Consider the following 20,267-nt stretch of genomic DNA (forward strand, 5'->3'; position numbering starts at 1 on the left):
GCATGTCTATCGACGCCGATGCGCAGCGTGACACCGGGCTGACCGAGGCGGAAGTGGCCACGCTCAGGGCCGAGGGAAAATCGAACGACGTTCCGGCCCGCGCTTCTCGGTCTGTTCGCGACATCGTCCGCGGCAACGTGTTCACTCGAATCAACGCGATTCTCGGTGTGCTGTTGATCATCGTGCTCTCGACCGGCTCGGTGATCGACGGCATGTTCGGGCTGCTGATCGTCGCGAACAGTGGCATCGGCATCGTCCAGGAGATCCGCGCGAAGCGCACATTGGATCGGCTGGCCATCGTCGGACAGAACAAGCCCCAGGTGCGACGCGACGGCACCTCGAAGCAGATCCCGCCCGACGAGGTCGTGCTCGGTGACGTCGTCGAACTAGGACCAGGGGATCAGATCGTCGTCGACGGTGAGGTGATCGAGACCGCAAGCCTCGAGATCGACGAGTCGTTGCTCACCGGTGAGGCCGACACGGTGCACAAACTTCAGGCAGCGCAGGTGCTTTCGGGAAGTTTCGTCGTCTCGGGCAGCGGTGCATATCGCGCGACGAAGGTGGGGCGCGACGCCTATGCAGCCAAGCTCGCCGAGGAGGCCAGCAAGTTCACGCTGGTCAAGTCCGAACTGCGCAGCGGTATCGACAAGATCCTGAAATTCATCACGTACCTGATGATTCCCGCCGGTGCGCTGATCATCTACAACCAATTGTTCTCCAGCGGGCAGGCTTTGGGTCCTGCGCTCAACGGCATGGTCGCTGCGCTCGTCCCGATGGTCCCCGAAGGTCTGGTGCTGATGACGTCGATCGCGTTCGCGGTGGGCGTGGTCCGGCTCGGTCAACGGCAGTGTCTGGTGCAGGAGCTGCCTGCGATCGAAGGCCTCGCCCGCGTCGACGTGGTGTGTGCGGACAAGACCGGCACCCTCACCGAGAACGGCATGCGGCTGTCCGAGTTGGTGCTGATCGACGAGCACGATTCCGATTCCGCCACACAGGCTCTCGCGTCCCTGGCCCACGACGATCCGCGGCCGAACGCGAGTGTGCAGGCCGTCGGTGAGGCGTATCCGGACGCGCCCGGGTGGACGCAGACGGCGGTTGCACCGTTCTCCTCGGCCAAGAAGTGGAGCGGACTGTCCTACGGTGAGCACGGGCACTGGCTGCTCGGTGCCCCGGATGTGCTGCTCGACGCCTCCTCCGACATCGCTCGTCGCGCCGAAGAGACGGGCTCGCGTGGCCTCCGGGTGTTGTTGCTCGCCAGCTCGGACCGATCGGTCGACGACGACGAGGCACCCGGCGTGGTGACACCGCGTGCACTGGTGATTCTCGAGCAGAAGGTGCGCGAGGATGCCCGAGACACGCTGGAGTACTTCGCAAGCCAGCACGTCGAGGTCAAGGTCATCTCCGGCGACAATGCCGTCTCGGTCGGGGCGGTCGCGGGTTCACTCGGCCTGCCGGGTGGCGATGCCCCGATAGATGCGCGCGAGCTACCCGAGGATTCCGAGGAACTGGCCGACGCCGTGGCGAACTCCTCCACGTTCGGGCGCGTCCGGCCGGATCAGAAGCGGGCGATGGTGGGCGCGTTGCAATCTCGTGGTCACACCGTTGCGATGACCGGTGACGGTGTCAACGATGTGCTCGCTCTCAAGGACGCCGATATCGGGGTCTCGATGGGTTCGGGGAGTGCGGCAACGCGTGCCGTCGCGCAGATCGTGTTGTTGGACAACAAGTTCGCCACGTTGCCCTACGTAGTGGGGGAGGGGCGGCGCGTCATCGGCAACATCGAACGCGTCTCCAATCTGTTCCTCACCAAGACGGTGTACTCGGTACTGCTGGCGTTCCTCATCGGGCTCTCGGGGGTGCTCTCTCAGATCTTCCACTTCGAGCCCATTCCGTATCCGTTCCTGCCACGGCACGTGACGATCGCGGCGTGGTTCACCATCGGAATCCCCGCGTTCGTCCTCTCGCTCGCGCCCAACAACGAGCGGGCGCGCAGTGGATTCGTCTCGCGGGTGATGCGGCTGGCCGTCCCGTCCGGTTTGATCGTCGGCTCGTGTACGTTCGTCTCTTACCTGCTGGTCTACGCCGGCCCGAACGCCACCGAGACCCAGGTGACGCAGGCCAGTACCACCGCGCTGATCACCCTGATCATGATCGCGCTGTGGGTGTTGGCCGTCGTCGCGCGGCCCTACAACTGGTGGAAGATCCTGCTGCTCGGTGGGTCGGTCGGTGGCTACCTGCTGCTGTTCGCAATCCCGTTCTGCCGCACCTTCTTCAAGCTCGACCCGTCCAATGTCGGAGCCACCACCAGTGCATTGATCATCGGCGGTATCGGCATCGCGCTCGTCGAGGTGTCGAACAGGATCGGCACTGCTCTACGCAATCGGCAGAACAAAACGTAGGCTTTCGGGTGTTCCGTTGCACCCGACCGGCAGGAGAGTTTCATGGGCTTCGCAGACAATTTGAAGGGCATCGTCGACAAGGGCAAGGACCTTGCGGCCGAGAACTCGGACAAGATCGACGACGTTGTGGAGAAGGCGGGGGACTTCATCGACAACAAGACCGGCGGCAAGTACGCAGACAAGGTCGACAAGGTTCAGGACGCAGTCAAGAAGGCGATTCCGGACAAGTAGGACCTTTCGGTCTCCCGCATCGGTGATCGTGGCCGTCGGTCGTACCCCCGGGTGCGGCTGACGGCACAATCGTCGGGGTGGACGGACCGATTCTTCTTCTCGTAGTCATCTTCGCGATCGCGGTCGCCGGTTTCGCCAGGCGCATCGATCTGCAGGTCCCGCTCGTGCTGGTCACCGTCGGATCCATTGCCTCGTTCGTTCCCGGAGTGCCGCACGTCAGTCTCTCGCCCGAGCTGATCCTCGGCGTGGTGCTTCCGCCGCTGCTGTACTCCGCCGCGTTGGATTTCTCGTTCGTGACGTTCCGGCGCAACCTCGGCCAGATACTCCGGCTCGGATTGGTCATGGTGATCGTGACGACGTTCGTGGTCGGCTGGTTCGCGAATCTCTTGATCCCGGAACTGACCCTGGGTGCGGCGCTGGTCCTCGGTGCCGTCGTTGCCCCGCCCGACGCCGTGTCCGCGGTCTCTGTCGGCCGCAAGCTCGGCCTGCCTGCTCGGATGATGGCCATCCTCACCGGCGAGTCTCTGGTGAACGACGCGGCCGCGTTGACTCTGTTCACCCTGGCCGTGGCGTCGGTGACGGGAAGTCGGATCGAACTGGGTTCACCGGTGCTGTTCTTCCTGTACGAGATCGCGGGCGGCGTTCTCGTGGGGCTGGTCCTGGCTCGCATCGTGCGGTTCGTCCGCAATCGCATCGCGGACTCGGCGCTGGAGACGGTGCTCGGTCTGGTGCTGCCGTTCACGGCGTATCTGGCGGCCGAGGAGTTGCATGCCTCCGGTGTGCTTGCCGTCGTCACCGCAGGTTTCGTGTTGGGCCGCGTCACCGCCGACGTGTCGGTCTCCACCCGGGTTCAGGAACGGCAGGTGTGGCCGACGCTGGATCTTCTGCTCGAAGCATTCGTGTTCGCCTACATGGGTTTACAGCTGAAGTTCGTCATCGAAGAAGTCCAGCGTGAGGGGTTGCCGGTCCACCACGTGTTCGCCTATGCGCTGCTGGTGCTCGTGGTGGTCATGGCCGTCCGCCCAGCGTGGATCTTCGTCAATTCCGGTCGAAACATAGTGCTTCGCAGGCTGTTCCGGCGATCGTCGCGAGGCGAAGCCGGTCTGACGTGGCAGCAGAACTTGGTGCTCTCGTGGGCGGGCATGCGTGGGGTGGTCACGCTCGCTGCAGCGGCCGGTGTGCCGCTGACCACGGTGCTCGGTGACGAATTCCCCGGGCGCGCCGTGATTCAGGCCGTGGCCTTCGTCGTCGCCGTCGGTACGTTGCTGCTGCAGGGTCTGACGCTTCCGCTGTTGATCCGTCGCCTCGACGTCGCAGATCCACTCGAGCAGCAGCGCAACGACAATCAGCGGCTGCTCTCGCAGGCCATTGCCCGCACAGCGGCCGAGGACTACCTCCAGCGCGCGGCGAAGGACGGGATTGCCGGAGTGGACAGCGAGCGCGTCGAGGAGGTGATCGAGCGCGTCCGACGCTCGGTGCGCGCTCGGTTGGACGCCGACGAGACCGAGGATCGCGAGAAGCGGATCGCGGCTGCAGGGGCGCTGTTCGATTCGCTGCGGCACAACGTGCTGGTCGCGCAGCGGGCGGCGCTCATCGCGGCCCGCGACTCGGGGGAGTTGGAAGACGAAGCGCTGCGAGCAGTGTTGAATGGCTTGGACGTGGAAGAAATTGCGGCGGAGGCTCGCATCGCACGACGTACACCGTAGGAGCGCAGAGACAGTGAGGTCGACCGGACCGGTGGCCGCCGCGGCACTGGTGTTCGCCCTTGCCGCGTGCAGCACTCCCACCGCCGAACCCGTCGGCCCCGCCCCCTCTGGAGTCGCGGCACCCGAAGGCCTCGAACGGGGTGAGATCGTGTCGTCGATGCTGCTCGGACAGGTCGACATCGGTGTCGCCTACCTCGGCGGGACCGCCACCAAAATCGTCTACCGCACCACCGACGGGGTCACCGGGAGCGGCACGGAAACCTCGGGAACGGTGTTCGTGCCCAAGGGGTCTGCGCCGCCGGGAGGCTGGCCGATCGTCTCCGTCGGGCACGGAACCACCGGCGTCACCGACGAGTGTGCGCCCTCGCTGTACCCGAACCTGTTGGGCACCATCGGCCTGGTGACGCCGTTCCTGGAACGCGGCACAGTGGTCGTGGTGACGGACTACCAGGGCCTCGGGACGCCGGGAGATCCCGCCTACCTCGACCGGGACGCCGCAGCGTACGACGTAATCGACGCGGTGCGCGCGGCCCGCAACGTGGTTCCCGACGTCGGCACCAGGTGGGGCGCAGTGGGCACCTCCCAAGGCGGACAAGCGGTCTGGGCGGCAGCCGAGCTCAGTGGCGACTACGGCGACGGTTTGCAACTGGTCGGTGCCGCGGCGCTGTCGCCCGTGGCCGATCTGACGCGATACTTCGCGCCCGAGACCGAGCAGACAGTGCCGCGTCAACTGCTGGTGCCGTATCTCTACGAGGGTCTGCACGCCGTGGATCCGAGTGCCGAACGCTCGGACTACATACGCGGCACGTTCGCCGACAACGTGACCGCATTGACCGCCTGCAGTGACCTGCTCGGCTTCTCCAAGGCCGACGCCGGAGCCGTCCTCGATCCGGCCGATGCTCTCCCGGACACCGAGGAGGCGTCGGATCGGATGATGCAGTGGCTCGCATCGGTGGCGGTACCGACTTCCCGCACCGGAGTACCGCTGATGGTTCTGGTCGGCGAACGTGACGACCTCATCGATCCCCGGTGGACCCGCGACGCGGTAGCCGAGGCCTGCGCACTGGGCGACGACGTCGAGCTTCGCTCCGAACCGGAGCAGGGTCATGCCGAACTGGCCGCCAACGGCATCGGAGTCGACTGGCTCGTCGAACGCTTCCTGAACGTGCCCACCTCGACCACGTGCGCGCGATGACCGCGGCACTGGCAACGATGGCGGTGATCGTGGCCGTGATCGTCTCGGTGATCGCCGTGATCAGTCTGCGCGGTCGACGGGATCTGACCACACCTGCCGAGCGGGCGGTCCACGCCACCCTGCATACCGCCTCGCTGGCGGCCAAGCCGTTGCGCGACGGTCTCGACACTCGTTCGGCCGCCGCGGCCGCGCCGCATCTGCGGGTACTGACGGGTGCGGACGCACTGGGCATCTGCGATCCCGACGGTTCGCTGCTGGCCTGGGACGGCCCGTGGGACGAGCTGACGCCTGCCTTCGTCGAGGCGGCGAGGCGGGCGGTGGACGGGCAGCGGCGCGTCCTGGTGCGTCTGCCGCTCGGTTCGATCCACGAGGTCAGAGCGTTGGTGGTGCAGCCGTTGGTCGTCGACGAGTCTCCGGTGGTCGGGGTGTTGGGGGCCGCTGTCGTCGCCGAGCCCGGTCCGGGCATGCTCGGGGCCATCGCGGAGGTCGCGCGCTACGCCTGCGGTCAGATCGAGCTCGCCGAACTCGATGCCTCCCGGGCGCGGTTGGACCGCGCCGAGGTGCGGGCCCTGCGCGCACAGATCAGCCCGCACTTCATCTACAACGCACTCGGCACGATCGCCTCGTTCGTGCGCACCGACCCGGATCGGGCGCGGGAGCTGGTGCTCGAGTTCGCCGACTTCACCCGATACTCGTTCCGCAACGCGGGTGAGTTCACGGTGCTCGCGGACGAGCTACGCAACATCGATCGGTACCTGACGCTCGAACGCGCCCGCTTCGGTGATTCCCTGCAGGTCACGTTGCAGGTCGCGCCCGAGGTGTTGGGCGTCGCGCTGCCGTTTCTCGCGCTGCAACCGCTAGTGGAGAACGCCGTCCGGCACGGCCTGTCCGGTAAGGCCGACGGCGGCCGCGTGACGATCATCGCCGCCGACGAGGGAACCGATGCAGTGATCAGTATCGAGGACGACGGGGTGGGGATGGATCCCGATGTGTTGCGCTCGGGAAGTCTGCACACCGAGGACGCAGCCCATGTCGGATTGGCGAACGTGGACGATCGGCTGCGGGCAGCCTTCGGAAACGACTACGGTCTCGTAGTGGACACCGCACCGGGCGCAGGCACCAAAGTGAGCATGCGGGTGCCCAAATTCAGGCCGGGTGTGCGGGCATGACGCAGGCTGCCAACGCCGCCCCCGGCCGTGGATTGATCGTCCTCGCCGTCGACGACGAGCGCCCGGCACTGGACGAACTCGCCTTTCTGCTGCGCCAGCAGGACACCGTCGCCGAGGTGTTCACAGCGCAGGACGCCACCACCGCACTACGGCAGCTTCAACAGACCTCCGCGCAGCCAGTGGTGGACGCAGTATTCCTCGACATCAACATGCCCGGGCTCGACGGTCTCGAACTGGCAGGCATCCTGTCGGCATTCGCGCGGCCACCCGCCGTCGTGTTCGTCACCGCCCACGACGACCGGGCACTGGCCGCCTTCGATCTCGGTGCCGTCGACTACCTGCTCAAGCCGTTGCGAGAGGATCGGCTCACCGAGGCACTGCGCCGGGTGCTGCTCGCGCGGCGTCGACCCGCGCAGTCCGCGGACACCTCGGCCGACGAGGTCATCCCCGTCGAACTCGGCGGAACCACCACCTTGGTGCACCGGTCGTCGGTCGCGTGGGTGGAGGCCGACGGCGACTACGCGAGATTGCATACCGGTACCGGCTCTCATCTCGTGCGCATACCGATCTCGGCCCTCGAAAGTCGCTGGGCCGATGCCGGATTCCTCCGCGTGCACCGCTCCTACCTGGTCTCGCTGCGGTTGGTCACGGGGATCCGTAGCGTCGGTTCGGGTCTGGTGGTGTGTCTGCGGGCCAGCGGAAACCTCGCGGCCTGCGAACTGCCGGTGAGCCGACGGCACGCCAGAGAACTCAAGGACAGACTGGTCCGGGGTCCGCTGCAATCGTGGTCGTCTCGGTGACGAGGAATCCGCAGTGAGCCAGCCGCACCGGCAGCGGGTGGTGCTCTCGCAACGTCGCGGCGCACGGATGGTGCGGACCCGCGTCGAAGTGCAGGAGCAAACCGAGGTCGGTGACGCCCTGGTGCGCAGCCTCGTCCGGGCTCAGCTGCTGCTCTCGGTGCGGCTCGCGATGATGACGCTGTCTGTACTTTTCGCAATTCCGTTGCTGGGCATGCTGCTTGCACGTTTCACCGACGTGACACTGTTCGGTATCGGGTTCCCGTGGCTGGTGCTGGGGGTGGCGATCTATCCGTTGCTGTTCGGTGTCGGCTGGGCGTACGTGCGCCGAGCCGAGCGCAACGAGGCCGAGTTCGTCGGCCTGGTCGAGGACTAGGCGCACGTGAACGGATCCATTCCGATCGCGACGGTGATCGCGCTGCTCTTCGCAGCCGTGGCCACCGTCGGTATCGGCATCTACGGAGTTCGGTTGGCGCGCACCACCTCGGACTTTCTGGTGGCATCGCGCTCCGTCGGTCCACGCTGGAATGCCGCCGCTATCAGCGGTGAATATCTCTCTGCTGCATCGTTTCTCGGTGTCGCCGGGCTGATCGCGAAATACGGAGCCGACGCGCTGTGGTATCCCGTCGGCTTCACCGCGGGCTACCTGGGTCTGCTGCTGTTCGTCGCCGCACCGCTGCGCCGGAGCGGCGCGTACACGGTGCCCGATTTCGTCGAATTCCGGCTCGGCGCACCATGGTTGCGAACCGTGGCGATGCTGGTGGTTGTGGTCATCTGCGCGCTGTATCTGGTGCCGCAATTCCAGGGCGCAGGCCTGACCCTGAACATTCTGCTCGGAGTGCCCGGCTGGGTCGGCGCCCTGGCGGTCGGGCTGATCGTCATTGCGAACGTCGTCGGCGGTGGCATGCGCTCCATCACCTTCGTGCAGGCATTCCAGTACTGGCTCAAACTGACTGCGATTGCCATCCCCGCGTTGGTCCTCGCCGTGTATTTCTTCGCCGACGAGCGCAGTGTCGGCAGCCCGGCCCCACCGACCGTGACCGAACAGACCGTCGTCGACATCACCACCGATGTTCTCGTACAGGTGGATTCGCCGATCGTCGTCGCCGTGACGGGAACCCTCGACGACGAGAGCGTCGACGGGCGAGTCCTGCTGGACGCAGGCGAACACCGACTCGGCTCGGGTACGTTGCTGACACTGGACGCCGGGTCGCCCGTTCCCGTCGTCGCGGGAGCGCCGACCACCGACCGGGCGTGGGCGATGCCCGGCGGGGGACTGGGCGGGGCCCATCCGCTGTATCAGGTGTACTCGCTGATCCTGGCCACGTTCCTCGGAACCCTCGGACTGCCGCACGTCCTGGTGCGGTTCTACACCAACCCGGACGGCCGAGCGGCGCGACTGACCTCGCTCACCGTCCTGGCGTTGCTCGGCATGTTCTACCTGTTCCCGACGGTGCTCGGCGTCTTCGCCCGGCTGTACGTGCCGCAACTGCTGATCACCGGAGCATCCGACGCAGCGGTACTGCTGCTGCCCGGCTCGGTGCTGTCCGGAATACCGGGCCAACTGCTAGCCGCACTGGTGGCCGCCGGAGCAATCGCCGCCTTCCTGTCCACCTCGTCGGGCCTGCTGGTCAGCATCGCCGGTGTGCTCAGTACCGACGTCCTCTCGGGCAAGGTCCGTGACTTCCGCGTCGCTGCGATCCTCGCCGGGGCCGTGCCGCTGGCGCTGTCGATCGGCGTTGTCTCACTCGACCTCTCGCGCACCGTCGGGCTCGTCTTCGCCGTCGCCGCATCCACCCTGTGCCCCCTGCTGGTGCTGGGCATCTGGTGGCGCGGGCTCACCGCAGCCGGAGCGGCAACCGGACTGCTCCTCGGCGGCGGCCTCTCACTCGTCGCCGCGTCGATCTCCGTGGTCACCCCCATCTCCGACGGCGTGCTCGGCGGATGGCCGGCAGCGATACTCGGCTACCCCGCCGCCGTCAGCGTTCCCGTGGCATTCGCGTCGATGATCGCGGTCAGCCTCGCCACTCGGCGCACCGTGCCGTCGGACATCTCTCGCATCTTTGCGCGACTGCACCTCCCCGAGGGCCTCGACATGGGGAAAGACCGAGAGCGCGAGCTCTGAGATCACTGGGTCATTCCGCAGGCTTCACTCCACTCGTTGGTCATTCCGCAGGCTCCACTCCACTCGTTGGTCATTCCGCAGGCTCCACTCCACTCGTTGGTCATTCCGCAGGCTCCACTCCTGCCGCCGCCGCTCAACTGCCATTCTCGACCGCTCGTCGCACACTCCCGCAGCCCATCGTGTGATCGACACCACCTCCTGATTTGTGACCTGACTCTCATTACTGTTCCGAGTCAGCTACAGCTCACATCTACTTCAGGAGTCCAAGGTGACCGCACCGGAAACCAATTCGCCACCGGACGCGCAGGCGTTCGTCGACATGCAGGCCAGTCCCGAGTTCCAGGAACTCCGACGTCGCCTGCGTAGCTTCGTGTTCCCGATGGCCGGGTTCTTCCTGGTCTGGTACGTCATCTACGTGCTGCTGAGCACCTACGCCGTGGACTTCATGTCCACCAAGGTGTGGGGCAACATCAACGTCGGTCTGCTGCTCGGCCTCGGCCAGTTCGTCACCACGTTCGCCATCACCGGCATCTACGTGAAGTTCGCCAACCGTGAACTCGATCCTCGCGCCGCAGCCCTGCGCGCCGAGATGGAAGCCTCCCAGGGAGCGAAGCGCTCATGATCAGTCATTTCGCAGGCTCCACTCCGATGAATCTCGCGCAAGCAGCAAGCACCACCGTCGGCGAGCCACTCGTCAACATCGCGATCTTCGGCGCGTTCGTCATCATCACGATGGCCGTCGTCATTCGCGCATCGAAGAAGAACGCGACCTCCGCGGAGTTCTTCACCGCGGGTGGCGGATTCTCCGGGCCGCAGAACGGCGTTGCCATCGCCGGTGACTACCTTTCGGCGGCAAGCTTTCTCGGCATCGCCGGTGCCATCGCCGTCTACGGCTACGACGGCTTCCTGTACTCCATCGGCTTCCTCGTCGCCTGGCTCGTCGCGCTGCTCCTCGTCGCCGAATTGCTCAGGAACACCGGAAAATTCACGATGGCGGACGTACTGAGCTTCCGGCTCAAGCAGGGCCCGGTTCGGACCGCGGCCGCACTGTCCACGCTGACGGTGTCACTGTTCTACCTGCTCGCCCAGATGGCAGGCGCAGGCGGACTCGTCGCGCTGCTGCTCGACATCTCCGACCGCACCGGGCAGTCCATCGTCATCGCCATCGTCGGTGTGCTGATGATCGCGTACGTGCTCATCGGCGGTATGAAGGGCACCACCTGGGTGCAGATCATCAAGGCTGTTCTGCTCATCGCAGGTGCGGCGTTCATGACCGTTCTGGTTCTCGCCAAGTTCGGCCTGAACTTCTCCGAGCTGCTCGGCAGTGCACAGGCCATGGTGGCCGGATCGGCCAACGAGGCCGTGGCGGCGCGTGACGTCATCGAGCCCGGCGCTCAGTACGGCGGCAGTGCGACCTCGAAGATCAACTTCCTCTCACTCGGTCTCGCACTCGTCCTCGGCACGGCCGGTCTGCCGCACGTGCTGATGCGCTTCTACACGGTGCCCACCGCCAAGGAAGCTCGTCGCAGCGTCGTGTGGGCCATCGCGCTCATCGGTGCGTTCTACCTGTTCACCCTGGTGCTCGGCTACGGTGCCGCAGCGATCGTCGGACCGGACCGCATCCTGGCCTCGGCCGGCGGTCAGAACTCCGCGGCCCCGCTGTTGGCGTTCGAGCTCGGCGGCGTCATTCTGCTCGGTGTCATCTCGGCGGTCGCCTTCGCGACCATCCTGGCCGTGGTCGCCGGATTGACGATCACCGCCTCGGCGTCGTTCGCTCACGACATCTATGCGAGCGTCATCAAGAAGGGCAAGGTCGACGACAAGAAGCAGGTGCAGGTCTCGCGCATCACGGCCGTCGTCATCGGTGTGCTGGCCATCGGGCTCGGCATTCTCGCCAACGGTCAGAACATCGCCTTCCTGGTTGCACTCGCCTTCGCCGTCGCCGCAGCCGCGAACCTGCCGACCATCCTGTACTCGCTGTTCTGGCGTCGCTTCACCACCACCGGCGCACTGTTCAGCATGTACGGCGGCCTGATCTCGACGATCGTGCTGATCGTCTTCTCCCCGGCCGTCTCCGGATCGCCGACGTCGATGGTCCCCGGCTCGGACTTCGCCTGGTTCCCGCTCTCCAACCCCGGCATCGTGTCGATCCCGTTGGCGTTCATCCTCGGCATCGTCGGAACACTGATCTCGAAGGACACCGAGAGCACCGACAAGCAGGCCGAGATGGAGGTTCGCTCCCTCACCGGTATCGGTGCGGAGAAGGCCAGCGCTCACTAGTCGTACGCAGGTTCCACCGAAAATGTCCGTGTGAGTAAGGCCTCACACGGACATTTTTCGTTCAGCGGTTACCATCCCTGCTGTGGCCAAGCTGAAGGTTTCCCTCGACGTCCCGCTGACCCCCGAACAGACGTGGACTCACGCGTCCGATCTGTCGGGATACGAGCAGTGGCTCTCCATCCACGAAGCGTGGCGCGGTGAGCTGCCCGAGCAGCTTGCCGTCGGCACCACCCTCGACTCCATCGCCAGCGTGAAGGGCATGCGCAACCGGGTGTCCTGGAAGATCGAGTCCTACGATCCGCCCAAGAAGCTCGAGCTCAAGGGCAACGGTAAGGGCGGCGTCAAGATCGGCCTGAACATGTCCGTGAAATCGAAGGGCGACGGTTCCGAGATCACCATCGACATCAACCTCGGCGGCGCGCCGCTGTTCGGTCCGATCGGCTCCGGCGTCGCCCGCGCGCTCAAGGGCGACATCGAGAACTCGCTGAAGACGTTCGTCAAGATCTACGCCTGACAGGGCAGGAGTGGAGCCTGTGGAACGACCGATGAAGCAGGAGTGGAGCCTGTGGAACGACCAATGAAGCAGGAGTGGAGCCTGTGGAACGACCGATGAAGTAGGAGCGCGCCATGCCCGGTAGACACAGTGCCCCGTCGTCCACCTCGAGCAGTAGGGGTATGGCCACATACGGCGTCGTAGCCGTTGTTCTGTTGCTGGTCGTCGGCGGCGGAGCGTTTTTCGCGCTGAAGGCCTTCGGTTCCGCATGCAGCGATACGCAGTCCTACTCGCTGGCTGCGGATCCGGCGATCGCGCCGGTGCTGCAGCAGATCGTCGACAACACCTCCGCCGAGGACTTGGGTTGTGCCGGTGTCGAGGTCACCGCCACCGAGTCGGGTCAGGTCTCGGCCGCGGTGGCCAAAGGCGATGATGTTCCCTCGCTCTGGGTTCCGGATTCGTCGCTGTGGATCGGCAAGACCGTGCGATCTACCGCAGCGTTGATCGACCTGGCGAGTCAATCGGTGGCCGGCACCCCGGCAGTGCTCGCGGCCCGCGAGGACGAGGTGCCGTTCTTCGACACCTGGCTCACCGCATTGAAGCTCGAAGGTCTGCGCATCGGTAACCCGTTGGCCAACACCACGTCCGACGCGGCCATTCTGGGCGCCGTGGCCGAGGCAGGATCGGACGAGACTGCCCTCGACTCGGTCGGTGCGGCGCTCGTCCCCATTGCTCAGGCTCAGGCCGCCACTCGCGGTGAGGCCGATCCGACAGTGCGGCTCGACGATCTGGTCGCCGACGGCGGTGTCGCAGTGGTCTCCGAGCAGGCCTTCCTGGCCTACCAGCAAGAGAAGAACGTCGAACTGGGTGCGACGGTGCCGCCGACTGGCACCATCTTTCTGAACTTTCCGCTGGCGGTGACCGAACCTGCAGGCGATCGACACGAGACGGCGAAGTCCGTCGGGACGGCACTGGCTACCGCCATCGAATCCGAACAGGGGCAGCAGTCTCTGTCCGATGCTGGGTTCCGTTCCGCGAACACCGAACCACTGGACGCCGAACGCGGGGTCGGGGATGTCACGCCCCTGACGATTGCCGATCAGCAGGCCGCCGAGTCGACGCTGAAGCAGTATCAGGTGTTGGCGCTGCCCTCGCGGACTCTCGTGATGGAGGATGTCTCCGGATCGATGAACTACAGCGCCGGTGCGAATTCACGCATCGCCATGACGGTGCAGGCCAGTGAGACCGGAAGTCGGCTGTTCCCCGACAACGCGTCGATGGGGTTGTGGGCGTTCTCGATCGGACTCGGCGGCGGCGATCAGGACTACCGCGAGCTGGCTTCGATCCGACAAATGGACGAACAGGTCGGCGACACCACTCAGCGCGAGGTTCTGCTGCAGCAAATCCGCAGCCTTCCGTCCCTGGTCGGGGGCGGTACCGGGTTGTACGACACCACGTTGGCCGCGTTCCGCACCGTGCAGAAGGGCTACGACCCCGACGCCGTGAACAGCGTCATCATCCTCACCGACGGCACCAACGAGGACCCCGCCAGCATCTCGCTCGACGAGCTGCTGTCCACCCTGCGAGCGGAGCAGGACCCGTCCAAGCCGGTCGTGATCGTGACCATCGGCATCACCGATGATGCAGATGCCGGTGTGCTGCAACAGATATCGGCCGCGACGGGCGGTACGAGCTTCGTTGCGCGAAATCCGGCCGAAATCCCGAATGTCTTCGTCAATGCGCTGAGAAGCCGCTCCGGTCGCTGAGAAGGCTACTATGCTGTGCGTCGCGTCACTTGACGAGTGTGCGTGCGGTTGCACTCGTCCTGTGAGTGCAACAGGGGGGCCGAGCAGGGGGTTGAATCGATGTCGGGACGTCACAGCGGTAGTGCGCGGCGGTTCGGTTCGGCCAGTATCTGGTCGGTGTTCGCACTGGTAGCCGTCGTCGTCGTGGTCGGTGGCTGGTTCGGAGTGCAGGCGGTGCGCGCGTCCGGTGTGGATTCCTGCGATTCCCTCGACACGGTGTCGCTCGCGGTGGACAACTCCATCGCCGAACCAGTGCAGCAGATTCTGGCGCAGGCAGGCGAGTTCGACCTCGGTTGCGTGAACTTCGAGGTTCGCCCCGAACGTCCCGCCGACACCGCCACCGAGATCGCGGGAACCGAGAATCGCCCGGACCTGTGGATACCGGATTCGACGCTGTGGCTGCTCAAGACGCTTCGCTCGACCGGTGCGCTGCCCGAGCTGGCCAAGACGTCCGTCGCGAACACGCTGCCGGTACTGGTATCGAAGTCCGATGCAGTGCCGGTGACCGATACGTGGCTCAGCGCGTTGCAACTTCCTGGTCAACGAATCGGTGATCCGTTGACCAGCAGTGCGTCGAATGCCGCGATACTCGGTGCGCTGGCCGAATCCGAGGTGGCGATCTCCGACGCCAAGGCCGTATCGGCGGCACTGGTCCCGATGGCGCAGGACTTCGGACGGATCGCCGACAGCCCACACGACACCCCGGATCTGGTGGCGCAGGTAGCCGCAGACGGTGGCATCAGTGTGGCCACCGAACAGGCGTTGTTTGCGTACGAGGCGGACAACCCGGGCGTGGAGCTCACCGAGTCGGTTCCGCCCACCGGCAGCTATTTCCTCAACTACCCGCTGGCGGTGACCGCGCCTGCCGGGCCCGAGTACGACCGCGTCAAGCAGGCCGGAGCGGCATTGGGTTCGGTTCTCGCCACCGCGTCGGCCGCCGACACCCTGGTCGCAGCCGGCTTCCGAACGTCGAGTGGCACACCACTTCCCGACGGCCGAGGCGTCGGGTCCGTCGCGTCGCTCGAGATCAAGAACCCGTTGTCCATCGAGACGACGCTGCGGGATTGGGCCGTGCTCGCGCTACCGCTGCGGACCCTCGTCGTCGAGGACGTGTCGGGTTCGATGGCCGCGAAATCGGGTGACTCCACGCGTATCGCGCTGACCGTCGACGCGTCGGTGGGTGCGAACTCCCTCTTCAGCGATCAGACACAGATGGGGCTGTGGGCGTTCTCGATCGGTCTCGGCGGAGGACAACAGGACTACCGCGAGCTCGTGCCGATGGGTAAGGCCGACGGGACGTTCGACGGTAAATCGCAGAGAGATGCCATTCTCGATTCGATCCGAGGCCTTCCCGCTCTCGTCGGAGGCGGAACAGGGCTCTACGACACCACGTTGGCTGCGTTCCGTCGGGTCAAAGAGGGGTACGACCCTGATTACGTGAACAGCGTCATCATCCTGACCGACGGAGCCAACGAAGACGAGGGCAGTGTCTCCCTCGACCAGCTGCTGGCGTCGCTGCAGAAGGAACAGGATCCGGTGCGCCCCATCGTCATCATCACCGTCGGCGTCACCGGTGATGCAGATCCGGTTGCACTGCAACAGATCTCGGCTGTGACCGGCGGAACGAGTTATGTCGCCGAGGATCCGCGAGACATCCAGGACGTGTTCGTCAAGGCCTTGAACTCGCGCACCGAACGTCTCGCGGGCGAGTAGATCAGCTCCACAGGAAGCTGATCGCGATCGCTGCGGCGCACGCGAGCGTCACCACGGTCAGCGTCACCGCATCGGAGGCCTTGAAGCGCGCTTCGGTGGCGGTGATCATTCCGGTGCCTCCGCGGGCGGTGATGGCCCCACCCATTTCGTCGGCCCGTCTGATGGCAACCGACATCACCGTCGTGACGATGTCGACCAGAGAATTGTCCGACGCGCTGTTGACGACGGGCTTGGGGCGCAGGCGTCGGGCCGCGTTGAGGGTGCGCATCTCTTCGATCAGCAGCGGAAGCGACCGCAGGCTCAGGGCCACGGCGATCGCCCACTCGTCGACCGGCAACTTCAGCTTCTTCAGCGGCGTGCCCAGTTTGGAGACCGCAGGGGCGATGTCGCTCATCGACGTGGTCCAGCCGATCATCATCGATGCGCCGAGCAGGACGAAGATGAAGAGCGTCGCGCGCAGGTACACCAGCACTGCCGCGCCGCCGATCGGCAGGTTGATCAGGGCACCGACGCCGAACAATGCCCAGATCCACCACGGTGGACGCGGCACTGCGGTGATCGGGACGTGCGCGATTATCGCGGCGCTGACCAACAGCGCGAACACGATTCCGAGGGCGGGCCAGTTCGGTGCCACGACGAGAGTGATGCTCAGCAGCAGCACGGCGACGAGTTTGGTGCCGGCCCACAGGCGGTGGATCGGTGAGAATCGCGGGACCTGACGCAGTACGACGGTGGTCACGAGTGCACGCTCCCCAGGATCGAATCGGAGACGATGTGGCCGTCGGCCATCGTGATGGTGCGGCTGCAGACGGTGTCCATGCCGTCCACGTCGTGCGAGATGACGACGATGGCGACGCCGCGATCGCGCAGTCCGGCGAGAACGCCGATGATGTCGTCGCGTCCGGGAGGGTCGAGCCCGGCCAGGGGTTCGTCGAGAACCAGCATGCGAGGCCGACGCGCAATCAGCCCGGCCAGCACCACGCGTCGCATCTGACCACCACTGAGCGAATCGATGTCGCGAGCGGCAAGCGACCTGTCCAGGCCGACGGCATCCATCGCGGCCGATACTGTGGCAGAACCTGTTTCGGGGCCGGCAGCGGCAGCGATGTCCTCGGAGACCGTGCGCCGCTGCAACTGCAGGCGTGAGTGCTGAAAGGCAAGCCCGACATCGCCGACACGTGAGGTCATCGCCTTGCCTCCGAGCTGGGCGGTGCCACTGGTCGGGCCGGTGAGGCCGGCCATGATCCAGGCAAGAGTGGATTTGCCCGAACCGTTTCCACCGAGAACCAGCACACCCTCACCGCGTTTGACTGTGATGTCGACGCCGTTCAGTGCTGCCTGCGCCCACGGTGTGCGGCGGTTGTACGTGTGCTCGACACCGCTCAGTTCGAGGAGGCGTTCACTCGAATTATCGTGCAGCGCAGCGGGATTATCCGTTCGAGCGTGCATCCACGTCGAGTTGTGCTGCACCTGATAGCCCTCGTGCAGATGTACGACGCGATCTGCGGCGACGGTCTCCGAGACATGGTGGGTGACGAGCACGACCGACATCGCGTGCCTGCGGGGTAGTTCGGCGAGGAGCGAGACCAGATGTTCGCGCCCGGAGGCGTCGATCATCGCGGTTGCCTCGTCGGCGATCAGAAGTGCCGGACGGCGAGCAAGTGCTGCGGCGACGGCGAGTCGCTGCATTTCGCCGCCGGACAGGGAGGCAGTGTCGCGCTCACCCATGCCGCCGAGACCGACCTCGTCGAGCAGGGCCTCCACGTCGGGGCGTGAATCGCCGGGAGGCAGTCCCCACACCACGTCGTCGGCGACGCGGGTGCCGAGTATCTGACTTTCGGGGCGCTGCAGCACCACCGCGGTGCCGCCGTACCGTCCGAGACCGGTCGAGCCGGGCCTGTCCACGGTTCCCTCCGACGGTTCGAGGCCGGCGAGGATCCGCGTCAGCGTCGATTTGCCGGAACCGTTGTGGCCGACGATCGCCACGAATTCACCGGTGTCGATGCGGAGGTCGACGCCGGCCAACGCGGATGCCGTGCTTCCCGGGTAGCGGAATCCGACCGCGGTGAGCGTGACCGGCAGCGGCCCGATTTCGTCGTCGGCGCTCGAGACCAGAGGTTCGGGGGTGGGGATGGTGGAGAGGCGGTCGAGGATCGCGGTGAGGATGAGCCAGGCGAACAGCGTTCCGGTGACGATGCCGAAGGCGATCGATCCGCCTACCCACCACCACCAGTTGTCGAGCACGGTCGTGGAGCTGGTGCGGATCACGTCGGCAACGCCCTGCAGTGCCGATGTGCGCTCGAGCAGTCGAGAAATTCCCTCGAAGGTGTTGCGGAGAGTTTCGAGAAACAGCTCGCGCAACGGAACGAGAACGAGCAGCATCAGCACTGTCAGGGCTCCGAGCACCGGCCCGACGACCATCGAGGTGACGAGAACGCCGAACAGTCCTTGCTTCTTGCGCTTCGCCCGCCCGACCAGGCCGCCCAGTAGGGCGGCGCTGGCGACGGTGATGGCCGTCTGGGTTCCGGCCGCGACGAATCCCACGAGGGTGCCGGCGACCGCGGAGGTGACCAGTGCGCGAGTCCGATGCCGGAGTGCGACCACCGACATGGGAATCGCGGCGACGACCTGAAGGATCGCCGCCATCGGTACCAGCACACCGATCACCGTCAACGCGACGGTGAAGCTGCTCATGACGGCAGCGGTCGCCATTTCCTGCGGACCGAGGGGCCCTGACTTGGGCGTGGGCGAAGAGCTGACGGTCACCGCTCCAGTGTGCCAGCCCGAGATCAGCGGCTGCGCTGGCTCGTGGCAGGTCCTGCTGCGCGACGGCTGTGGCCGCCACCACCGCTGCGCGGCTGACCGCCACTGCGGGGCTGACCGCCGGAGCGAGCCGGGCCGCCGCGTCGCGCGTTGTTGCTGTTGCGAGGATTCGCGGTGCGAGCCGGTGCCGGCTCGGCCTTCGGCGCGGGCTGGACGTAGCGGGCCTGCTCGCCGACGAGGTTCGCCACTGCGGGCGAGTCGGCGGTGACGCGGATGGGGGTGACCTTGATGTCGGCCTTGCGCAGCAGAACTGCGGTGTCCTTGCGCTGCTCGGGCAGGACGACGGTCACGACGTCTCCGGCGCTTCCCGCGCGTGCGGTGCGGCCGGAACGGTGCAGGTACGCCTTGTGCTCGGCCGGGGGGTCGACGTGGACGACGAGCTGGACGTCGTCGACGTGGACGCCTCGGGCTGCGACATCGGTGGCGACGAGAACGCGAGCCTGGCCGGAAGAGAACGCGGCGAGGTTGCGGTCACGTGCGGCCTGCGAGAGGTTGCCGTGCAGGTCGACGGACGGGATTCCGGCGTCGGTGAGCTGCTTGGCGAGCTTGCGGGCCTGGTGCTTGGTGCGCATGAACAGGATGCGGCGTCCGGTGCCGGAGGCGAGCTGGTGGACGAGCTTCTTCTTGGCTTCGACGCCGTCGACCTCGAACACGCTGTGCGTCATGGCCTCGACGTGTGACGTGGCCTCGTCGACAGAGTGTGTGATCTGGTTGTGCAGGAAGCGCTTGACCAGTTTGTCGACGCCGTTGTCCAGGGTCGCGGAGAACAGCATCCGCTGGCCCTTGTCCGGGGTGGCGGCGAGGATGCGGGTGACGACGGGCAGGAACCCGAGGTCGGCCATGTGGTCTGCCTCGTCGAGGACGGTGATCTGAACGCCGTCGAGGGTGAGGTGACGCTGCTTCATCAGGTCTTCGAGGCGACCGGGGCAGGCGACGACGATGTCGACTCCGCCCTTGAGCGCGGACACCTGGCGAACCTGCGAGACGCCACCGAAGATCGTGGTGACCTTCAGCGAGTATGCGGACGCGAGGGGTTCGATTGCGACGGCGATCTGGGTGGCGAGCTCACGCGTCGGCGCGAGGATCAGGCCGCGAGGGCGGCCGGGCTTGCGGTTACCGGCGAGCTGGCCGGCGAGACGAGCGACCATCGGGATGGAGAACGCGAGTGTCTTGCCGCTGCCGGTCTTTCCGCGTCCGAGCACGTCGCGTCCCTGCAGTGTGTCGGGAAGGGTGTCGGCCTGGATGGGGAATGCCTCGGTCTTGCCCTGGCTCGCGAGTACATCCGCGATGGCCTGGGGTACGCCGAGTGCAGCAAAAGTCTGTGGGGTCGTCATAGTGATGAAAAGTGCCTTTCGGGCAGGGTGTTGCACCTGCGGGCCTTCGGGCCGAGATGCAAGGTGGCGAGACTGCCGGTGGGCAGTTTCGATCGCCGTAAGAGAAGCCTGTGCAGGGTGCACATGGACTGCGCGGCCGGAGCCGGGCGGAAGTAAAAGCATTCCACGACGTCTGACGTGCAGCTACGCGCGTCGTT

16 protein-coding genes are annotated in these 20,267 nt (G+C 65.9%); 13 read left to right on the plus strand and 3 right to left on the minus strand.

The features are described from left to right. The first annotated feature begins 2 nt into the window (after window positions 1–2). From R4P57_RS22170 to R4P57_RS22230, 13 genes are all read left to right on the plus strand, one after another. Complete coding sequence (locus R4P57_RS22170; RefSeq protein ID WP_317805017.1) at window positions 3–2,399, plus strand: HAD-IC family P-type ATPase; 2,397 nt, start codon at window positions 3–5, stop codon at window positions 2,397–2,399. 42 nt (window positions 2,400–2,441) lie between these two features. After that, window positions 2,442–2,630, plus strand: coding sequence for an antitoxin (locus tag R4P57_RS22175; protein ID WP_317805018.1), 189 nt, complete (start codon window positions 2,442–2,444; stop codon window positions 2,628–2,630). A gap of 77 nt (window positions 2,631–2,707) precedes the next feature. After that, window positions 2,708–4,336, plus strand: a complete 1,629-nt coding sequence (locus R4P57_RS22180; RefSeq protein WP_317805019.1) for a Na+/H+ antiporter — start codon at window positions 2,708–2,710, stop codon at window positions 4,334–4,336. Between the two features lie 13 nt (window positions 4,337–4,349). After that, window positions 4,350–5,531: an alpha/beta hydrolase gene (locus R4P57_RS22185; RefSeq protein WP_317805020.1), complete on the plus strand. Its 1,182-nt coding sequence runs from the start codon at window positions 4,350–4,352 to the stop codon at window positions 5,529–5,531. Further along, window positions 5,528–6,700: a sensor histidine kinase gene (locus R4P57_RS22190; RefSeq protein ID WP_317805021.1), complete on the plus strand. Its 1,173-nt coding sequence runs from the start codon at window positions 5,528–5,530 to the stop codon at window positions 6,698–6,700. Before R4P57_RS22185 ends, R4P57_RS22190 begins: the two co-directional genes overlap by 4 nt. Next, a complete protein-coding gene (locus R4P57_RS22195) occupies window positions 6,697–7,500 on the plus strand; it encodes a LytTR family DNA-binding domain-containing protein (RefSeq protein WP_317805022.1) in 804 nt (267 codons plus the stop codon). Before R4P57_RS22190 ends, R4P57_RS22195 begins: the two co-directional genes overlap by 4 nt. A 67-nt stretch (window positions 7,501–7,567) precedes the next feature. Continuing rightward, on the plus strand, window positions 7,568–7,873 hold the full coding sequence (locus R4P57_RS22200) for a hypothetical protein (RefSeq protein WP_411742419.1): 306 nt from the start codon (window positions 7,568–7,570) through the stop codon (window positions 7,871–7,873). 6 nt (window positions 7,874–7,879) lie between these two features. After that, the gene (locus tag R4P57_RS22205) at window positions 7,880–9,622 is read left to right on the plus strand and encodes a cation acetate symporter (protein ID WP_317805024.1); all 1,743 of its coding nucleotides are present in this window, start codon (window positions 7,880–7,882) and stop codon (window positions 9,620–9,622) included. Window positions 9,623–9,941: 319 nt separating this feature from the next. Beyond that, window positions 9,942–10,244: a DUF485 domain-containing protein gene (locus R4P57_RS22210; protein ID WP_317805178.1), complete on the plus strand. Its 303-nt coding sequence runs from the start codon at window positions 9,942–9,944 to the stop codon at window positions 10,242–10,244. Continuing rightward, a complete protein-coding gene (locus tag R4P57_RS22215; protein ID WP_411742415.1) occupies window positions 10,241–11,902 on the plus strand; it encodes a cation acetate symporter in 1,662 nt (553 codons plus the stop codon). The genes R4P57_RS22210 and R4P57_RS22215 overlap by 4 nt, the downstream gene beginning before the upstream one ends. 82 nt (window positions 11,903–11,984) lie before the next feature. Continuing rightward, on the plus strand, window positions 11,985–12,416 hold the full coding sequence (locus tag R4P57_RS22220) for an SRPBCC family protein (RefSeq protein ID WP_317805025.1): 432 nt from the start codon (window positions 11,985–11,987) through the stop codon (window positions 12,414–12,416). A gap of 113 nt (window positions 12,417–12,529) precedes the next feature. Then, window positions 12,530–14,161: a VWA domain-containing protein gene (locus R4P57_RS22225; protein ID WP_317805026.1), complete on the plus strand. Its 1,632-nt coding sequence runs from the start codon at window positions 12,530–12,532 to the stop codon at window positions 14,159–14,161. A 156-nt stretch (window positions 14,162–14,317) separates the two neighbouring features. Beyond that, window positions 14,318–15,913 carry a VWA domain-containing protein gene (locus R4P57_RS22230; RefSeq protein ID WP_317805028.1) on the plus strand — a complete coding sequence of 532 codons (1,596 nt, stop codon included), beginning with the start codon at window positions 14,318–14,320 and terminating at the stop codon, window positions 15,911–15,913. Between the two features lies 1 nt (window position 15,914). Here the strand turns inward: R4P57_RS22230 and R4P57_RS22235 are convergent, their stop codons facing one another. The 3 genes from R4P57_RS22235 to R4P57_RS22245 are packed head-to-tail and all read right to left on the minus strand — an operon-like array spanning window position 15,915 to window position 20,070. After that, complete coding sequence (locus R4P57_RS22235) at window positions 15,915–16,652, minus strand: energy-coupling factor transporter transmembrane protein EcfT (protein WP_317805029.1); 738 nt, start codon at window positions 16,650–16,652, stop codon at window positions 15,915–15,917. Then, a complete protein-coding gene (locus tag R4P57_RS22240; protein WP_317805030.1) occupies window positions 16,649–18,679 on the minus strand; it encodes a DUF2232 domain-containing protein in 2,031 nt (676 codons plus the stop codon). The genes R4P57_RS22235 and R4P57_RS22240 overlap by 4 nt, the downstream gene beginning before the upstream one ends. Before the next feature lie 23 nt (window positions 18,680–18,702). Next, complete coding sequence (locus R4P57_RS22245) at window positions 18,703–20,070, minus strand: DEAD/DEAH box helicase (RefSeq protein ID WP_317805031.1); 1,368 nt, start codon at window positions 20,068–20,070, stop codon at window positions 18,703–18,705. Window positions 20,071–20,267 lie beyond the last annotated feature (197 nt).

Source organism: Rhodococcus sp. IEGM 1330, from assembly GCF_033142445.1.
Taxonomy (GTDB): domain Bacteria; phylum Actinomycetota; class Actinomycetes; order Mycobacteriales; family Mycobacteriaceae; genus Rhodococcoides.

Coding starts and splice junctions, on each gene's coding strand:
- R4P57_RS22170 (WP_317805017.1), top strand. CDS start 3: ATGTCTATCGACGCCGATGCGCAGCGTGACACCGGGCTGACCGAGGCG.
- R4P57_RS22175 (WP_317805018.1), top strand. CDS start 2,442: ATGGGCTTCGCAGACAATTTGAAGGGCATCGTCGACAAGGGCAAGGAC.
- R4P57_RS22190 (WP_317805021.1), top strand. CDS start 5,528: ATGACCGCGGCACTGGCAACGATGGCGGTGATCGTGGCCGTGATCGTC.
- R4P57_RS22195 (WP_317805022.1), top strand. CDS start 6,697: ATGACGCAGGCTGCCAACGCCGCCCCCGGCCGTGGATTGATCGTCCTC.
- R4P57_RS22200 (WP_411742419.1), top strand. CDS start 7,568: ATGGTGCGGACCCGCGTCGAAGTGCAGGAGCAAACCGAGGTCGGTGAC.
- R4P57_RS22210 (WP_317805178.1), top strand. CDS start 9,942: ATGCAGGCCAGTCCCGAGTTCCAGGAACTCCGACGTCGCCTGCGTAGC.
- R4P57_RS22215 (WP_411742415.1), top strand. CDS start 10,241: ATGATCAGTCATTTCGCAGGCTCCACTCCGATGAATCTCGCGCAAGCA.
- R4P57_RS22225 (WP_317805026.1), top strand. CDS start 12,530: ATGCCCGGTAGACACAGTGCCCCGTCGTCCACCTCGAGCAGTAGGGGT.
- R4P57_RS22245 (WP_317805031.1), bottom strand. CDS start 20,070: ATGACGACCCCACAGACTTTTGCTGCACTCGGCGTACCCCAGGCCATC.